We start from the raw sequence: 16,339 nt of genomic DNA on the forward strand, positions 1-16,339 counted from the left end.
TCGATGCCATTGCGGCTCTGCGACGTGTGTCGCAGAGCCGCAATTCATGATGCGCGCCGTACGGCAGCGTTCAAGCTGCTGTCTTGCGTCGCTTGCCGAGTTCGGTTTCGACGGGCGGTTTGTCGGACTCGGGCACGGACCCGGCGGGGCGGTGCACGTCATGCGTGACGAAACCCAGTTCGCGGCTCGGCACGTCGAACCAGTCACGATGCGAGAACGAGTCGCGGATATCGTCGAGGCCGCTCTGCCAGTGTTCGAGCATCGTGTCCACGCTGAACTCGTAGTCCTTGTAATGGCCTTCGTACGGCTTGTTCCTGTAGATCAGATGCACGACGTTGATCGCGCTGCCGTCCGCTGCCTGCTGGGCGAGACGGAACAGCGGGTCCGCCTTCAGCACCGACGTTGGCACATGTTCGAGCAGTTCCTTGATGAAGCGCGCGTGCTTTTGACGCTCGGCGAGCATGTTGGTGATCGCGCGCGTCCGGCTCGAATACTGGATGTCCTTGGCTCGCTCCGAAATGTCGGGGAAGTCGCCGGGCGCATTGCCACGCGCGCTCCACAGGTCGACCTGAAAGACCAGCGTGTCCTTGTGATCCGAATCGCGCAGCACTTCCGTGAGCGGCGTATTCGAAACGAGTCCGCCGTCCCAGTAGTATTCGCCGTCGATCTCGACAGCCGGGAAGCCCGGCGGCAACGCACCCGACGCCATGAAATGCTCCGGCGTGAGACGCATCTTGCGGTTGTCGAAGTACGTCAGATTGCCCGTGCGCACATTCACTGCGCCCACGGACACGCGAATGGGGCCGTCGTTGATGCGGTCGAAATCTGCGAATTGCAGCAGCGTTGCCCGCAGCGCGGCCGTGTCGTAGTAGCTGACGCGGCTAGGCTCCAGCTTGCCGAGGCCCGCCAGGGGCAACGGAAAGCGCGGCGCGAAAAAACCGGGTTGGCCTTCCGTCAACGCACGGCCGGCGGCCCACATGCTGGCCCACTTGCGCGACAGATCATGCAAGCCCAGGCCGGGCAGCGCCCACGCGCTTACGCTGCCCACCCAGTCGAGCGGATGACAGATCGCATTCCAGAAGCCGCGCAATGCAGCCACGCGATTTTCCGGCGCATTGCCCGCGATGATCGCCGTGTTGAGCGCGCCGATCGACACGCCTGCGATCCAGTGCGGCTCGACTTTCATTTCGGCGAGCCCTTCGATCACGCCCGCCTGATAGGAGCCGAGCGCGCCGCCGCCTTGCAGCACGAGCGCAATCTCGTCGTAGCGCGGCAACACAAACGGTTCCGGCTGCGGGATGACTTTCTTTGTGTTGCTGCGCATACGTGCTCCTTATTTCATCGACCAGCCGTGGCTGACGATCACGGATTGACCCGTCAGTGCCGACGATTCGAAGCCCGCAAGGAAAGCGACGGTATTCGCGACGTCTTCGACCGTCGTGAATTCGCCGTCGACCGTTTCCTTCAGCATCACGTTCTTCACGACTTCCTCTTCGCTGATGCCGAGCGCCTTGGCCTGCTCGGGAATCTGCTTGTCGACGAGCGGTGTGCGCACGAAGCCCGGGCACACGACATTCGCGCGCACACCGCGCGGACCGCCTTCCTTTGCGACGACGCGCGCAAGGCCGAGCAGACCATGTTTCGCGGTGACATAGGCGGACTTCAGCTTCGACGCTTCATGCGAGTGCACCGAGCCCATATAGACGATCGAGCCGCCGCGCTTGCTGTCGTACATGTGCTTGACGGCGGCTTTGGTCGTGAGGAACGCGCCGTCCAGATGAATGGCGAGCATCTTCTTCCAGTCTGCGAAGGCGTATTCCTCGATCGGCGCGACGATCTGGATACCCGCGTTCGACACGAGCACGTCGATGCTGCCGAGTTCCTTCACCGTGCGCTCGATCCCCGCGTTGACGGCTTCTTCATTGGTCACGTCCATCGCGACCGCGATGGCCTTGCCGCCGCCTTCGACGATGCTCGACGCGACCTTCTGCGCATTCTCCAGATTCAGATCCGCAATCACGACGGCAGCACCGAGGCTGGCGAGCTTGCGAGCGCATTGTTCACCAATACCGCTTGCTGCGCCCGTCACGAGCGCGACCTTGTTTTGCAGTGACATTGTGTGTTCCCTTTAGAAGTTTGGAGAGCGTTAGACCGCGAGTTCGAGCGCGTCGTCATTCGACTTCTTTGCGCTCTGCGTTTCAGCTTGCGCAGGCGCGAGATAGTCGAATGCGACTTCGCCGATATCGAGCGTGAGATTGGCGATCACATGCCGCGCGCCGACCACGCGCTTGACGGGCAGATCGGCAATCGGCGCGAGCGCATGCGGATGCAGTTCGAGCGCGGCCGGGCCGCTCCATGCGCCCAGCACCGTGACGTCGCGCAGATAGAAGCGCACGAGTTCGCAGATACGCGCCGTGCCGTCGACATGCGGAATCACCTTCAGCAGATAGTTGGGCGTGTCGGCGAGCTTGGCGCGCTCGGCTTCGATATCGATCATGCGATGCTTGTAGCCCATCGTGCCCGTGGCGATACGTTGCGTGCCGTAATCGAGCGTGCCGAGCAGCGTGTCGTTACCGTCGGCACCTAATCTGGGGCGCGCCAACTTCTTCGGGAAGCCCCAGATTTCGCGGCCGCCGGCAATCGGGCCTTCGTCGTCGAGGTACATCGAGTGCGTGTAGTTCGCAAGGCGCCCTTCCATGTCGCGCACCGAAATCACCTGGCCGCTTTCCGTGTAGTCGCCGAAGCCCGACGAATCAGGCATGCGAATGAACTCGTAATGGACCAGTGCGTTTTCAGGTTTCAGCGGTTCCGGCACGACGGCGCGCAGCGCATCCATGTCGGTTTCGTACGAAATGATGAAGTACTCGCGATTGAGAAAGCGGAACGGCGGGCGAGGATAGGCGGGATTGTGAACGGGCATCGCAAATGCGGATTGCCGGATTGATTTGATGTCCATGAACTTCCTCTTAGGCATTGGGCGTTGTTGGAGCACCGCGAATCTTAGAGCAAAAGTTTTTTCGGGATCACATTAATTTCTCCAATACACCGTTGGTCCACACGCAACAGTGACGCGGCCTGTCAGGCATGTGCAATGAAGCGTCAATCATTGTGAAATTCGGCATAACGTGTTTTCGTGAGCGACATATCGATGACGCAAAACCGAAATACGGATGTCACGTATTGGATTACTGGCAAGTCAGATAATCCGTGATTGGTGTTGCAGATAATCGGATGAGATTGATTGATGAATTAAGCAATCGACTCCCGCGACACGGGGTTGGCTACAGCTTCGTGCGGTCCCGGCAGGAGGGTGGCAGCAACGGCACGCCGGAGAAAAGTTTTTTGATTTTGTTGCGGCGCGACATGCGCGCGGATATACTAGGGTTATTACCTAGGGTGTTACCCGCACAAGGAGTTCGCCATGCAACAAGCTACGACCGCCGCTGCACCGTCCACGAGCTGGCTTTCGCGTCTGCGCGAACTCGCCATCCGCGCTGTCGACCTGCACTTGCAGCACTGCGCGGTTCTCGCTGAAGCGTATCGCCGCTAAGCATTTCGCATCAAAAGGGGAGTTCGATCTGAACTCCCTTTGTTTATCAGCGCTTCGCCGCGTCATCATCGGGCGGGGCGGCGTTGGTGACGCCGCAGTCAGATGCCGGCTTTTCGAGCCGCCAAGATCAGCCGCAGTCCAAGCGCCGCGATGGCGCCTGCCGCGATCCGGTCGATCCACGTTTTCGCGCGCAGATAAACCTCGCGCGGGCCCCGGCTCGAAAAGCACAGCGCCACCACGGTGTACCAGCCGAACTCCACCGCGAACACCAGCGGCGGCAGCACGACGTAGCACCACATGGGCGGATGCTGCGGCAACAGCGCGGCAAAAATACTGCCATACCAGATCGCCGTCTTCGGATTGCTGAGCTGCGTCGTCAAGCCCATCCAGAACGATTTCCTCGCGCTACGGCTGTGCGCTGCACCGGCGTTGTCCATCGCAATCGGGCGGGCCGCGCCGCGCCAGATTTTCGACGCGATGTAGATCAGATACAAACCGCCCGCCACTTTCAATCCGATATACAGCCATTCGACGGCGACCAGCAGCGTATAAAGACCCGCGAGCGCGAGGCCGCCAAAGAATATGCCGCCGATGCCCATGCCAAGCGCGGTCGACAACCCGTCGCCGCGAGACAGGCTGATCGAATTTCGCGCGACGAGAACAAAACTCGGGCCGGGAATCATCGCGCCCAGCAACAACGCGACGAGAATGGCGAATACGGCGGCGGATGCGGACATCGAACTGTCTCCTTGTGCGCGGCTTTCGGCGCGAGAGCCTGGCGAGGAGCGCCGGGCCATGAACGCGCGCGTGCCGGAAGAATAGATGCAACGCGCAACCGCTGCAACGCGTCTGCGCTGGCGCGCGCGTCAGTTCGACCCGAATGATTGAGAGAGCGAGATCAGATTGATGGGTGAGAGCCGGATCATCCCGCCACGCGGACTGTCGATATCCGCGATCAGCGCGAACGAAAGCGCGATCACGGCAGGCAAGATCAGCAGCACGGCGTTGCGCCTGATCTGTCCGCGCGTGCCATAGCCGATCAGCAGGTTGCAGAAGAGGCCGATGCCCAGCATCAACGACCACGCGGTCAACGGAATGTGATTCCACCACGACGCCTGCGTATAGCCCTGCGTGTTGATGACGTCGTTCATGCCGGACACCGCGAGCGCGATCACGGGCGTCTGCTGTTTGACGGCGACGTTGCGAACGGCCATCCATAGATCGTTTTCGAGCTGGTTCGTCGCCGCGTTGATCCGCGCGATGCCGTCGTCGTCGTGCGCCAGATAGTAGTGAATGCGCTGATCGAGATAACGGCGCAGCAGGGTCTGCACGCGCTGCGCATCGGTATCGGGCAGCAGGCCGGCACGCAGGTATTCGGTGCCGATCGCGTTGGCTTCCTCTTCCTCGTAGTTCTTGCGCTGGTCGTAGCGGCTCACGGCCATCGAGAAGGTAAAGCCGATCATCAGCGCGAGCAGTGTTAGCGTCGCGGCCTGCACGACGTTGAAGTCGTCGCGCATGTCGTCGGCGAGCTCGCGCTGCCGCTGCGCCAGCATCGCGCCGGCATATGCGCCAATCGACATCGCCACGAACGACACGATGAACAGAAACAGCGGGTGGCTCATCAACGAAGGCATCTGCACGTCTCCGGTTCGGTTGCGGTCGGCAAAACGGAAAGGGAACGGCCAAAACGCGCGGGTGCATGAACGCGCCACTGCGACGCTATTGTCCAATAGTGCGGCGCCGCTCACAAGACGATCGTCGGGCGAATTGATAGAGTGGCGCGATGGACGAAAACGAACGAATCAGGCGCGCCGTGTCGTGGCTGCGCGAGGCCGATGGCATGCTGGTGACTGCCGGGGCGGGGATGGGCGTCGATTCGGGCCTGCCCGATTATCGCGGCACCGAGGGTTTCTGGCGCGCGTATCCCCCCTTGAAGCAGCATCGGCTGACCTTTCGGGACATGGCCAATCCGCGCGTAATGGCGCTGCATCCGCGGCTTTGCTGGGGCTTCTACGGGCATCGGCTGGATCTGTATCGGCGCACGGTGCCGCATCGGGGTTTCGAAATTCTGCTTCGTTGGGCGAAGTCGTTGCCGCGCGGCCTTGCCGTGTTCACCAGCAACGTCGACGGGCAGTTTCAGGCGGCGGGTTTCGACTCCGGGATGATTGCGGAATGCCACGGCTCCATTCACGTGCTGCAATGCTCGGAAGTCTGCCACGCCGGGCTGTGGCCGGCTACGGGCGTGCAGCCCGTGGTCGACGAATCGACATGCGAGCTCGTGAGCGATCTGCCGCGCTGCCCGCAGTGCGGTGCGGTGGCGCGGCCCAACATTCTGATGTTCGGGGACTACGACTGGATCGCGTTGCGCACCGAGCAGCAGGAGGTGCGGCTGCAGGCGTGGTTGTCGAAGCTCGAGCGTCCCGTCGTGATCGAAATCGGCGCGGGCAAGGCGATACCCACCGTGCGCGACTTCAGCGAGCAAAACGGTCCGCGCGTGATCCGCATCAATCCACGCGATTTCGGCATCGCCCCGCATCGCGGGATCGGGCTGGCACGAGGCGCGATCGACGGCCTCGAACTGCTCGACCGGTCAATGTAGTCATGGCGGACGGCGCCGTATCGCGCGCCGTCGCGTGTGCGCCGATGCGCCGCGCGGCTTACACGGCATCGGGTTGCGTCGTCCACGCGGCTTCGCGCTGACCGATGCGCCGCGTCGCGATCCGCGCCTGCTGCTTGCGGATGATCGCGCGCGCTGCGCGGGCCAGCGCCAGATCGAGCGCGCCGCGCCAGTCTCTGGCGATCGACGTCACGACGACGGGCGTCGCATCGGGCGTCTGAACCTGCACCTGGCAGCGTTTATCGAGTCCGCCGCGCGGGCCGTTGATGTCGGACATGCTGACCGTCGCTTTCGAAATCAGCCAGTCCATGCGGCGAAACACGAACCGGATGCGTTGGCGCGCGAAACTGCGCAAAAGGACGGCTTCGCGATCGCGGGACTTGAACATGACTTGCATGAGACACCTCCTTCGTGGGTACGGCTCAAGAGTACGGTGAGGAGGGGCGAGGAAAAAGCAGTAATTACGGAACCTCAACTTCGGAAAAAGCGAACCGGATTTCTTGAAGGCGAGCGCAATCACGCATGCGCCGCGCTCAACACCTTTTGCGTCAAAGGATGATGCCGCCCGCGCCGCGACACGATGGCGTGTATTTCCTCCTTCACTTCCGGCGAGCGGCCGAGCCAGCGCAAGCCGCGATGCATGGGATCGTTGCGCTCGGCGCCGAACGCCGCGAGCGGAAACACGCCCATGCCGCGCGACGCGAACAGCGCCATCAACGCGCTGTCCTCGAACTCGCCCGCGACGCGTGGCCGGATGCCTTCCGCTTCGAACCAGCGGTCGAGGCGCGCGCGCAGCGAAGCGTGTCCGGTTGGCAGCAGCACCGGAAGCGACGCGAGGCATTGCGGAAAGTGATCAATATGCGTCTTGCGCACCAGGGCGGCCGGCCCGTACCAGTCGATCGGCGAGGCGATCAGGCGCTCGCTGGATAGACGCAGGTTCGAATTGTGCGGCGCGGGTTGACCGGACAGCACGAGATCGAGATGATGATGTGCCAGTTCGGCCAGCAGATCTTCCGCCTCGCCTTCGTGACAGAGCAGACGCAGCGAGGGCGTATCGAGCACACCCGCGAGAATGGCATGAGCAGCCAGCTTCGAAATGCCGTCCGTCAAGCCGACCGCGAAGCGTGCGACGGTCCCGCTCGCCGCTTCGCGCACTTCGTCGTGCAACGCACGCCCGATCTGGAAGATTTCTTCCGCTCGCGCGTAGGCCGCCTGTCCTGCTTCCGTCATCGCGACGCCGCGCCCCGCGGGCTTCAGCAGTTGATGCCCGAGCGATTTTTCCAGTTCGCGCACCTGCGCGCTGATGGTTTGCACCGCCATGTCGAGCCGTTCGGCGGCCCGGGCGAACCCGCCTTCCTTCACGACGACCCAGAAATAGTGCAAATGCCGGTAATTGAGCATGCGTGGCCTCACTTCGGAAAAACCGAACCAATGCTCAGCTTATCACTGGTTTTTACGATCGCGGAGCCAGGCGATCATACTTCCCACAGGCTGTGACCCAGTAATCAGCCGCTTTCTTCTCAACCGGACAACGACGCTCGCAAATGGAATCCCTATTGACCCTGGCCGCCGATCCCGCTGCATGGGCTGCACTCGTGACGCTCGTCGTGATGGAGATCGTGCTTGGCATCGACAACCTGATCTTCATTTCGATTCTGAGCAACAAGCTTCCCGAAGCGCAACGCGCGCGCACGCAGCGTATCGGCATCATGCTGGCGCTGGTGATGCGGCTCGGCCTGCTGGGCACCGTCGCGTGGATCGCGCAACTCACTCAGCCGGTGTTTTCCGTGTTCGATCACGCGTTTTCGTGGCGCGACCTGATCCTGCTTGCGGGCGGTCTGTTCCTCGTGTGGAAGGCCACGCGTGAAATGCACCATCACGTGAGCCGCGACGCCGACGCGCATGCCAATTCCGCGATGGGCGTCGGCGGCCTGACGGTGACGGCTGCGATCGGCCAGATCCTGCTGCTCGACCTCGTGTTTTCGGTCGACAGCATCATCACCGCGGTCGGCATGACGGAGCACCTGCCCATCATGTTCATTGCAGTGATTGCCGCTGTCACGGCGATGCTGTTCGCGGCTCGCCCGCTGTCGAAGTTCATCGAGCGTAACCCGACCATCGTCACGCTTGCGCTGAGCTTCCTGCTGGTGATCGCGATGACGCTGATTGCCGAAGGTTTTGGCTCGCACGTGCCGAAGGGCTACATCTACACGGCCATGGCGTTCGCAGGCTTCGTCGAAGGCATGAACATGCTGACGCGGCGCAGAAAGGACAAGCGCGAGCACAAGGCGGCAGTGCTGGAAGCGGAGCGTGAAAGCCGAAGCGGACCGAAACAGCTTGAAGCGGAATGACAGAAGTGCCGGGGCGGTGGAGCGCCGCCCCGAATAGCAGCACACAGGTATGAACGTTACGAAAGGAGCAACGCAATGAAGTGCCCCGTTTGCAAGACCCCGGATCTTCTGATGACCGAACGTCAGAACATCGAGATCGACTATTGCCCGACGTGCCGTGGCGTATGGCTCGACCGTGGCGAACTGGACAAGCTGTTGACCCAGATGCAGGACGCGCCCGAACCGGAAGGCAGAAGCAATCAGGTCGAGCGCGACGCGCGCTACGGCGACCGCGATGGCCACCATGACCCGCAATGGGGACGGCGCAACGATTCTTACCACGGCGATCAGCGCAAACACTACGATCCGCGCCGCAAGAAGAAGTCACTGTTCGATATGTTCGACTTCGATTGACCTGCATGCATCCTGAGCGCACGCCGCGCGGGTGACGAATGACCACGACTTGCCCGAGCGGTTGCGCCGCGATTTAAACGTAATCTGACGCCTTATAGTATTACTATAATTCACGGCGACCCAATCAGAACGCATCGTCGCACCGCATCTGCAAGCGGCCCCGCGACACCCGGTCCGTTTTTTCATATCTGCCTAAAACGTGGGACAGCGCGGGATCGGCACGACGATTCCGTCGCCGGCGAGGTTACATCAATCGACGCGAAGGTCGGGAAAACGCTAATCGAAAGCGCGCGGCGCCAAACATATAGTTTGGCTATAAGTAAAAGTCAGACGCGCGAAATGCGACCCCGCCGATGCTCCGGGGCCTGCGCGGCGCGCAGGGTGCTCGCCACGAGCGCGCATCCGTGCCGGAAGCCGTCCGGACTGTGATTTCCAGATTGACTGTCAGTTGCAGGTTTGCAGCAAGAGTTGGCGCAAAGCGTTCGTCGCGCGTCATGGCTGTCGTCGCGCACACGAAAAAGCAGCGCCTGGAAAACAACCACATCGGAGACAACATATGAAAGTCGCCACGCGTCTGATCGCCGGCATGCTCGTCGGAGCGGCGCTCACCGTTGCAGCGAGCGTCAACAGCTTCGCCGGGGACAAGCAGATCACCTTGGGTTTCTCGCAGGTCGGCGCCGAAAGCGCATGGCGCACTGCGAACACCGTGTCGGTGAAATCGTCCGCGAAGGACGCCGGCATCAACCTGAAGTTCTCGGATGCGCAGCAAAAGCAGGAAAACCAGATCAAGGCGATCCGCTCGTTCATCGCGCAGAAAGTGGACGTGATCGCGTTTTCGCCCGTGGTCGAGTCCGGTTGGGAACCTGTGTTGACGGAAGCGAAGAACGCGAAAATCCCCGTGATTCTCACCGACCGTTCGATCGACGTGAAAGACACGTCGCTGTACGTGACGATGATCGGCTCCGACTTCCTCGAAGAAGGCCGCCGCGCGGGTAAATGGCTCGAAGAGCGGTACAAGGACGACAAAGGCCCGATCAACATCGCCGAACTGCAGGGCACGGTCGGCTCGGCGCCCGCAAACGACCGGCACGCCGGCCTCATCGAAGTAATCAAGAACGATCCGAAGTTCAAGATCATCGCGTCGCAAAGCGGCGACTTCACGCTGGCGGGCGGCAAGCAGGTGATGGAAGCGTTCGCGAAGACCTACGGCAAGCAGATCAACGTGGTCTACGCGCATAACGACGACATGGCGCTCGGCGCGATCCAGGCGATGGAAGAAGCAGGCATCAAGCCCGGCAAGGACGTGAGCGTGGTGTCGTTCGACGCGACCAAGGGCGGCTTCGAAGCGATGATCGCGGGCAAGATCAACGTCGACGTCGAATGCAGCCCGCTGCTTGGGCCGCAGCTGATGACGGCCGTGAAGGACGTGGTCGCGGGCAAGCAGTTGCCCAAGCGCATCGTGACCAACGAGACCGTGTTCCCGATGAACGTCGCCGCGCAGATTCTGCCGCAGCGCAAGTATTGAGCGGCTGAGCCGCTGCATACGTCCGGCGCGTCCTGCATCGAGGCGCGCCGGATTTTCATGAAACGTCATCGCCTCACGCTCCTTGCGTCATTGATATGGCCGCACAACCGTTATTCGAAACCATCGGCATCAGCAAGACGTTTCCCGGCGTGAAGGCGCTGTCGGGCGTCGACTTCCGGCTTTTTCCCGGCGAAATCCATTCGTTGATGGGCCAGAACGGCGCGGGCAAGTCCACGCTCATCAATGTGCTCACGGGCGTGCACGAGCAGGACGCGGGTGAAATCCGCCTCGCGGGCGAAACCGTGCGTTTCGCCACGCCGCTCGAAGCGGAAGCCGCGGGCATCCAGACGCTGTATCAGGAGATCAATCTCTGCCCGAATCTCTCGGTGGCGGAGAACATCTTCGCGGGCCGGCAACCGAAGCGGCGCGGCGCGATCGACTGGAAAGCAATCCATCGGCGCGCCGAGGAGGCGCTTGCCGAACTGAACGTGTCGCTCGACGTCACGAAGTCGCTCGATGCGTATCCGATTGCCGTGCAGCAGATGGTCGCGATTGCGCGCGCGATGTCGGTGAAGGCGCGCGTGCTGATTCTCGACGAACCGACCTCGAGCCTCGACGACGGCGAAGTCGCGCGGCTCTTCGACGTGCTGCGCAATATCCGGCAGGCGGGCATGGCGATCCTGTTCGTCACGCACTTTCTCGAGCAGACGTACGCGATTTCGGACCGCATCACCGTGATGCGCAACGGTGAACGCGAGGGCGAATATCTCGCGAAAGATCTGCCCGTCGAACAGCTCGTCGCCAGGATGGTGGGCCATAACCGGATGACGGAGCGCCTCAAGGGCGGCGCGCCCGACACGCCGCAGCAGCGCGCGGGCGCCGCGCCGTTTCTGTCGATGCAAGGCGTCGCGCGGCGCGGCGTGATGAATCCCATCGATCTCGACGTGCAGCCTGGCCAGATACTCGGTCTCGCGGGATTGCTCGGTTCGGGGCGCACGGAAACCGCACGTCTGCTGTTCGGCGTCGACAAGGCGGACGCGGGCACGATCAGCGTCGACGGCAAGAACGTGAAGCTCAGTTCGCCGCACGATGCGGTGCGGCACGGCATCGGCTATTGCCCCGAAGACCGCAAGAAGGAGGGCATCGTCGCCGCGCTGTCGATCCGCGAGAACATCATCCTCGCGCTCCAGGCGCGGCGCGGCTGGCTGCGCGTGATAGGCCGCAAGAAGCAGCGCGAAATCGCCGACACGTATATCGAACGCCTCGGCATCAAGGCGCACGACGCCGAGCAGCCCATCGGCCTGCTGTCGGGCGGCAATCAGCAAAAGGTCGTGCTCGCGCGCTGGCTCGCCACCGAACCGAAGATGCTGATTCTCGACGAACCCACGCGCGGCATCGACGTCGCTGCCAAGTTCGAAATCATGGACCGCGTGCTCGCGCTATGCGCACGAGGTCTCGCGATCCTGTTCATTTCGTCCGAAGTGGGCGAGGTCGTGCGCGTGAGCCATCGCATCGCCGTGCTGCGCGACCGTCGCAAGATCGCCGACGTGACGGGCAGCGCGGTATCCGAAGATCAGGTCTACCGGCTGATCGCAGGGGGAAGCGAATGAAGCAGATTCAGGCGGTGCTCAGGCATCAGCTGGTGTGGCCCGCGTTGACGCTGATCGCGCTGTTTGCCATCGACGTCGCGCATCGCGCGAACTTCCTGTCGATTGTGCTGCTCGACGGGCATCTGTTCGGTGCGCCCATCGACATCCTCAACCGCGCCGCGCCGCTGGTGATCGTGTCGCTCGGCATGACGCTGGTGATCGCGACGCGCGGCATCGACATTTCCGTCGGGGCGATCGTCGCGATCGCGGGCGCGGCGGCGGCCGTCGTGCTCGCCGACGATCCGACGCGTATCGGCACCGCGCTCGGCGCCGCGCTAGCGGTGGGCGTGCTGGCGGGCATCTGGAACGGCATGCTGGTCGCGTTCGTCGGCATGCAGCCGATCATCGCCACGCTGATCCTGATGGTGGCGGGGCGCGGTGTTGCGCAGTTGCTGACGGGCGGGCAGATCATTCCGATCGGCGCGCCGGGCTATCTGGTGTTCGGCGGCGGCTATCTCGCGACCGTGCCGTGCTCGGTGTGGATCGCGCTCGGCGTGACGGCCGCGACGGCGCTGCTCGTCAATCGCACGGCGCTCGGCCTCTTTATCCGCGCCATCGGCGTCAATCCCGTCGCGACGCGGCTGGTCGGTCTGCGCTCGGGCGCGATCGTGTTCAGCGTGTATGTGTTCTCGGGCGTGACGGCGGCTATCGCCGGCATACTCGCCAGTTCGAACGTGCGCAGCGCGGACGGCAACAACGCGGGCCTGCTGCTCGAGCTCGATGCGATTCTGGCCGTGACGCTCGGCGGCACGTCGCTGCTCGGCGGACGGTTCAGTCTCGCGGGCACCGTGCTCGGCGCGCTCATCATCCAGACGCTCACGTACACCACGTACTCGATCGGCGTGCCGCCCGAAGCGACGCTCGTCGTCAAGGCCATCGTCGTGCTGTTGGTCAGCGTGATCCAGTCGAGCGTCGCGCGCGCGATGCTCGTGCGTCAGTTGCTGCGCGCGTTTGCGTTCATGAAAACAAAGCCGCTTACGGGGACGCCACAATGAACAATCTGCTCGGGCGTCTGCTCGATCCGCGCACGCTGCCCATCGTCGTTACCGTTGTGCTGTTCGCCGTGCTGTTCGGCTTCGGCTCGGTGATGTACACCGGTTTTTTCTCGCTGCAGGTGTTGCTCGGACTGCTCGTCGACAACGCGTTCCTGCTGATCGTCGCGATCGGCATGACGTTCGTGATCGTGTCGGGCGGCATCGATCTGTCCGTGGGCTCGGTCGTCGCGCTGACGACCATTCTGTGCGCGATCTGCGCCGAGCGCCTGCACTGGCCCGTGTGGGTCATTGCGCCGCTGGTGCTCGCGTTCGGCGCGCTGTACGGCGCGGCAATGGGCGCGCTGATCCACTTCTTCCGTCTGCAGCCGTTCATCGTCACGCTGGCGGGCATGTTCCTCGCGCGCGGCGCCTGCTTTCTGATCACCACGCAGTCGATCACGATCAACGAGTCGACCTTTCACGCCATGGCGGGCTTCAGCGTGCCGATCAGCGGCGGCTCGCTGACGTCGGGCGCGCTGATCGCGCTGCTGACGCTGGCGGCGGCGATTTTCGTCGCGCACTTCACGCGCTTTGGGCGCAACGTGTATGCGCTCGGCGGCAACGAACGTTCGGCGCTGCTGATGGGCTTGCCCGTGGCGCGCACGCGCATCGGCGTGTATGCGTTGAGCGGATTTTGCTCGGCGCTCGGCGGCTTCGTGTTCACGCTGTATGTGTTGTCCGGCTACGGCTTGCAGGCGCAAGGCATGGAACTCGACGCGATTGCCGCGACTGTGATAGGCGGAACGTTGTTGACGGGCGGGGTCGGCTATGTGATCGGCTCGGTGTTCGGTGTCGGCATTCTGGGCACGATCCAGACGCTGATTACCTTCGACGGCACGCTCAGTTCATGGTGGACGCGTATCGTGATCGGCGCGTTGCTGTGCGCGTTCTGCCTCCTTCAGCGCATCATCGAGCGGCATGCGGCGCAGCGCAAATCGGACGGCACGGGGCTGGGCGCGAACGTGACGAAGGCCGCCGACAAGGCCGCGCCGACGCACGGCGCCAGCACGATCGATCTGGCGAAGATGAGTCCGCCGACGTTGAAGCAGTCGTGAGCGTATCAGCCGGCTGACGGCACCGTCGCGTTGTCGACCTGCACGCGCGCATGGCGTCGCGCCGCGCCCGGCGTGACGCCGACGATGCGCTTGAACGCGCGGCTGAACGCGGCATCGGAGTCATAGCCGAGGCGCAGCGCAAGCTCCAGCAGCGACGCATCCGTTTCCTGCAATTGCGTGAGCGCGGCCTGCATTTTCCAGCGCACCGCGTAGCGCATGGCGGGTTCGCCGACCAGTTGCGTGAAGCGCGCGGAAAACGCCGAGCGCGACATGCCGACGCTGTCGGCGAGTGCCGCCACCGTCCAGTTGCGCGACGGATCGCGATGAATCATCGCGATCACGCGGCCGATCTGCCCGTCGCGTAACGCGCCGAGCCAGCCCGTCTGCGCGGCGGGTGCGTGCGCGATCCACGCGCGCACGGCCTGAATCACGAGGATATCGGCGAGCCGCGTGATGACCGTTTCGCCGCCCGCGTTCAACTGCTGCGCTTCCGCTGCGATAAAACGCAACGTGCTCTGTATCCATTCCATTTCCGGCGACTGCCACGTGTCGACGCGAATCAGCGCCGGCAGCAGGCCGATCAGTCGTTGCGCCGCGGGGTGATCGAAGCGCACGAGCGCGCAGATCATCGTGGCCGGCGCGCCGCCTTCGCCATGACGAAGGATTTCGTAGCGGTTGCTGACGGCTTCGCGTGGCAGGTCGAAAAGCTTGCCGGCAGTGACGCCCGCTGCGCTCATCAGCCGGTGCCCCGCGCCGTGCGGCACGAGCGCGAGATCGCCGGGGCGTAGCACGCAGCGCTCGGCGCCATCCACTTCGAGCAGACATTCGCCCGACGTCACCACATGGAACATCATCGAGCGCTCGAACGGCGGCAATTCGAGCGCCCAGGGCGCCGTGAATTCCGAGCGGCAATAGAAGGTGCCGCTCATGCGCAGGAAGTGCAGCGCTTCGCCAAGGGGATCACCGGATGGGGGCAGTTCGCTCATGAAGACAGTCTAGACGGCGGAAGACGTTCGTCCAAACGTCTGGACGAACGATCAAGAAAGGCGGATATCGGATCATTGTCCGTCCAGAGACGCGTCGCTATTCTGGATTCACGGTCGCCACACGTCGCGGCCTTCAGACGGAGATGATCCATGAAAGCAGACGCCATTCTCGTGCTCGGCAGCACGGGCAAGACAGGCCGCCGCGTGGCGGAGCGGCTCATGGCGCGCGGTGCCGCCGTACGGCACGGCTCGCGTTCCGGCACGCCGCCTTTCGACTGGATGGATCGGGCGACCTGGGGACCGTTGCTGGAAGGCGTGAAGGCCGTATATATCAGTTACTTCCCGGATCTCGCCGTCGACGGCGCCGCTGACGATATCCAGGCGTTCACCCGTCTCGCCGTGCAAAGCGGCGTGCGCCGCCTCGTGCTGCTGTCGGGGCGCGGCGAGACGGAAGCGCAGCGTTGCGAAGATATCGTGCGCGAGTCGGGTGTGGAATGGACCTTGCTGCGCGCGAGCTGGTTCGCGCAGAACTTCAGCGAGGCGCATTTTCTGGAGCCGATACTCGCGGGCGAGTTGGCGCTGCCGGTTGGCGATATCGGCGAACCGTTTGTGGATGCCGACGATATCGCCGATGTGGCCGTCGCCGCGCTCATTGAGGATGGCCACGCGGGCCAGCTTTACGAGTTGACGGGCTCGCGGCTGTGGACCTTCGGCGAGGCTGTCGCGGAGATCGCCAGTGCTACTGGACGGCCGATCCGCTTCAGGCGCGTGACGATGCGCGACTACGTTGCCGCGATGGAGGCGGCGCAACTGCGGCCTGACATGATCGGGCTGATTCGCTATCTGTTCGCCGAGGTGCTCGACGGGCGCAACGCTTCCGTGCAGGACGGGGTGGTTCGTGCGGTCGGGCGGCGTCCGCGTGAGTTCGGAGATTATGTGCGTGCGACGGCGGCGACGGGTGTCTGGACACCGGGCGGGGAGGGCGGTGTCTAGCTTTTGATTGGGGGTGTGGATTGCGCGTTGCTGAGTCGGTGGTTTGGTAGTTTTTTCTGGCATCCGGGATTTGGTTTTGCGCGGGCATGCGGGATTTGATTTTGCGCTGGCATCCGCGATTTGTTTTGCCCGCTTCAAGCGTTGCCCCTGTGCGGGGCGGCACCTACTTTTCTTTGCCGCCGCAAA

General features: G+C 63.1%; 17 protein-coding genes. 9 read left to right on the top strand and 8 right to left on the bottom strand.

Annotation, left to right across the window (positions count from 1 at the left end; translation table 11 throughout):
- Positions 1–70: 70 nt before the first annotated feature.
- Genes KFO72_RS09075 through KFO72_RS09085 form a run of 3 tightly spaced genes read right to left on the bottom strand, consistent with a single transcriptional unit; the run spans position 71 to position 2,956 of the window.
- Positions 71–1,324, bottom strand: a complete 1,254-nt coding sequence (locus KFO72_RS09075; protein WP_225031924.1) for a DUF3734 domain-containing protein — start codon at positions 1,322–1,324, stop codon at positions 71–73.
- Between the two features lie 9 nt (positions 1,325–1,333).
- Positions 1,334–2,116 carry a 3-hydroxybutyrate dehydrogenase gene (locus tag KFO72_RS09080; RefSeq protein ID WP_054934855.1) on the bottom strand — a complete coding sequence of 261 codons (783 nt, stop codon included), beginning with the start codon at positions 2,114–2,116 and terminating at the stop codon, positions 1,334–1,336.
- Positions 2,117–2,146: 30 nt separating this feature from the next.
- On the bottom strand, positions 2,147–2,956 hold the full coding sequence (locus tag KFO72_RS09085) for an acetoacetate decarboxylase (RefSeq protein ID WP_225031925.1): 810 nt from the start codon (positions 2,954–2,956) through the stop codon (positions 2,147–2,149).
- Positions 2,957–3,421: 465 nt separating this feature from the next.
- Here KFO72_RS09085 and KFO72_RS42030 point away from each other — a divergent pair, with 465 nt between their 5' ends.
- Positions 3,422–3,550: a hypothetical protein gene (locus KFO72_RS42030; RefSeq protein ID WP_257722142.1), complete on the top strand. Its 129-nt coding sequence runs from the start codon at positions 3,422–3,424 to the stop codon at positions 3,548–3,550.
- Between the two features lie 98 nt (positions 3,551–3,648).
- On the opposite strand, the gene KFO72_RS09090 is transcribed toward KFO72_RS42030, so the two are convergent.
- A complete protein-coding gene (locus KFO72_RS09090; protein WP_225031926.1) occupies positions 3,649–4,287 on the bottom strand; it encodes a LysE family translocator in 639 nt (212 codons plus the stop codon).
- A gap of 129 nt (positions 4,288–4,416) precedes the next feature.
- Positions 4,417–5,184, bottom strand: a complete 768-nt coding sequence (locus tag KFO72_RS09095; RefSeq protein WP_225031927.1) for a hypothetical protein — start codon at positions 5,182–5,184, stop codon at positions 4,417–4,419.
- Between the two features lie 149 nt (positions 5,185–5,333).
- Here KFO72_RS09095 and KFO72_RS09100 point away from each other — a divergent pair, with 149 nt between their 5' ends.
- Entirely contained in the window at positions 5,334–6,149 is an 816-nt protein-coding gene (locus KFO72_RS09100; protein ID WP_054934853.1) for an SIR2 family NAD-dependent protein deacylase, read from the top strand.
- Between the two features lie 58 nt (positions 6,150–6,207).
- Here the strand turns inward: KFO72_RS09100 and KFO72_RS09105 are convergent, their stop codons facing one another.
- A complete protein-coding gene (locus KFO72_RS09105; protein ID WP_054934852.1) occupies positions 6,208–6,564 on the bottom strand; it encodes a hypothetical protein in 357 nt (118 codons plus the stop codon).
- A 119-nt stretch (positions 6,565–6,683) separates the two neighbouring features.
- Positions 6,684–7,568: a LysR family transcriptional regulator gene (locus tag KFO72_RS09110; RefSeq protein ID WP_054934851.1), complete on the bottom strand. Its 885-nt coding sequence runs from the start codon at positions 7,566–7,568 to the stop codon at positions 6,684–6,686.
- Positions 7,569–7,711: 143 nt separating this feature from the next.
- Between KFO72_RS09110 and KFO72_RS09115 the strand changes: the two genes are divergently transcribed.
- From KFO72_RS09115 to yjfF, 6 genes are all read left to right on the top strand, one after another.
- Entirely contained in the window at positions 7,712–8,518 is an 807-nt protein-coding gene (locus KFO72_RS09115; RefSeq protein ID WP_060606639.1) for a TerC family protein, read from the top strand.
- 75 nt (positions 8,519–8,593) lie between these two features.
- Entirely contained in the window at positions 8,594–8,911 is a 318-nt protein-coding gene (locus KFO72_RS09120; protein ID WP_062916546.1) for a zf-TFIIB domain-containing protein, read from the top strand.
- Positions 8,912–9,497: 586 nt separating this feature from the next.
- Positions 9,498–10,436 carry an ABC transporter substrate-binding protein gene (locus KFO72_RS09125; RefSeq protein WP_224101120.1) on the top strand — a complete coding sequence of 313 codons (939 nt, stop codon included), beginning with the start codon at positions 9,498–9,500 and terminating at the stop codon, positions 10,434–10,436.
- A gap of 95 nt (positions 10,437–10,531) precedes the next feature.
- The gene (locus tag KFO72_RS09130; protein WP_107203513.1) at positions 10,532–12,046 is read left to right on the top strand and encodes a sugar ABC transporter ATP-binding protein; all 1,515 of its coding nucleotides are present in this window, start codon (positions 10,532–10,534) and stop codon (positions 12,044–12,046) included.
- Positions 12,043–13,080, top strand: coding sequence for an ABC transporter permease (locus KFO72_RS09135; RefSeq protein ID WP_060606642.1), 1,038 nt, complete (start codon positions 12,043–12,045; stop codon positions 13,078–13,080). Before KFO72_RS09130 ends, KFO72_RS09135 begins: the two co-directional genes overlap by 4 nt.
- Entirely contained in the window at positions 13,077–14,174 is a 1,098-nt protein-coding gene (yjfF, locus tag KFO72_RS09140; RefSeq protein ID WP_225031928.1) for a galactofuranose ABC transporter, permease protein YjfF, read from the top strand. Before KFO72_RS09135 ends, yjfF begins: the two co-directional genes overlap by 4 nt.
- A 5-nt stretch (positions 14,175–14,179) precedes the next feature.
- Here yjfF and KFO72_RS09145 read toward each other — a convergent pair whose 3' ends face one another.
- Complete coding sequence (locus tag KFO72_RS09145; protein WP_176052306.1) at positions 14,180–15,160, bottom strand: AraC family transcriptional regulator; 981 nt, start codon at positions 15,158–15,160, stop codon at positions 14,180–14,182.
- A gap of 150 nt (positions 15,161–15,310) precedes the next feature.
- Between KFO72_RS09145 and KFO72_RS09150 the strand changes: the two genes are divergently transcribed.
- Positions 15,311–16,153 carry an NAD(P)H-binding protein gene (locus KFO72_RS09150; protein WP_225031929.1) on the top strand — a complete coding sequence of 281 codons (843 nt, stop codon included), beginning with the start codon at positions 15,311–15,313 and terminating at the stop codon, positions 16,151–16,153.
- Positions 16,154–16,339 lie beyond the last annotated feature (186 nt).

It is taken from the genome of Paraburkholderia sp. XV (assembly GCF_020177535.1).
In the GTDB taxonomy this organism is placed as follows: Bacteria; Pseudomonadota; Gammaproteobacteria; order Burkholderiales; family Burkholderiaceae; genus Paraburkholderia; species Paraburkholderia caribensis.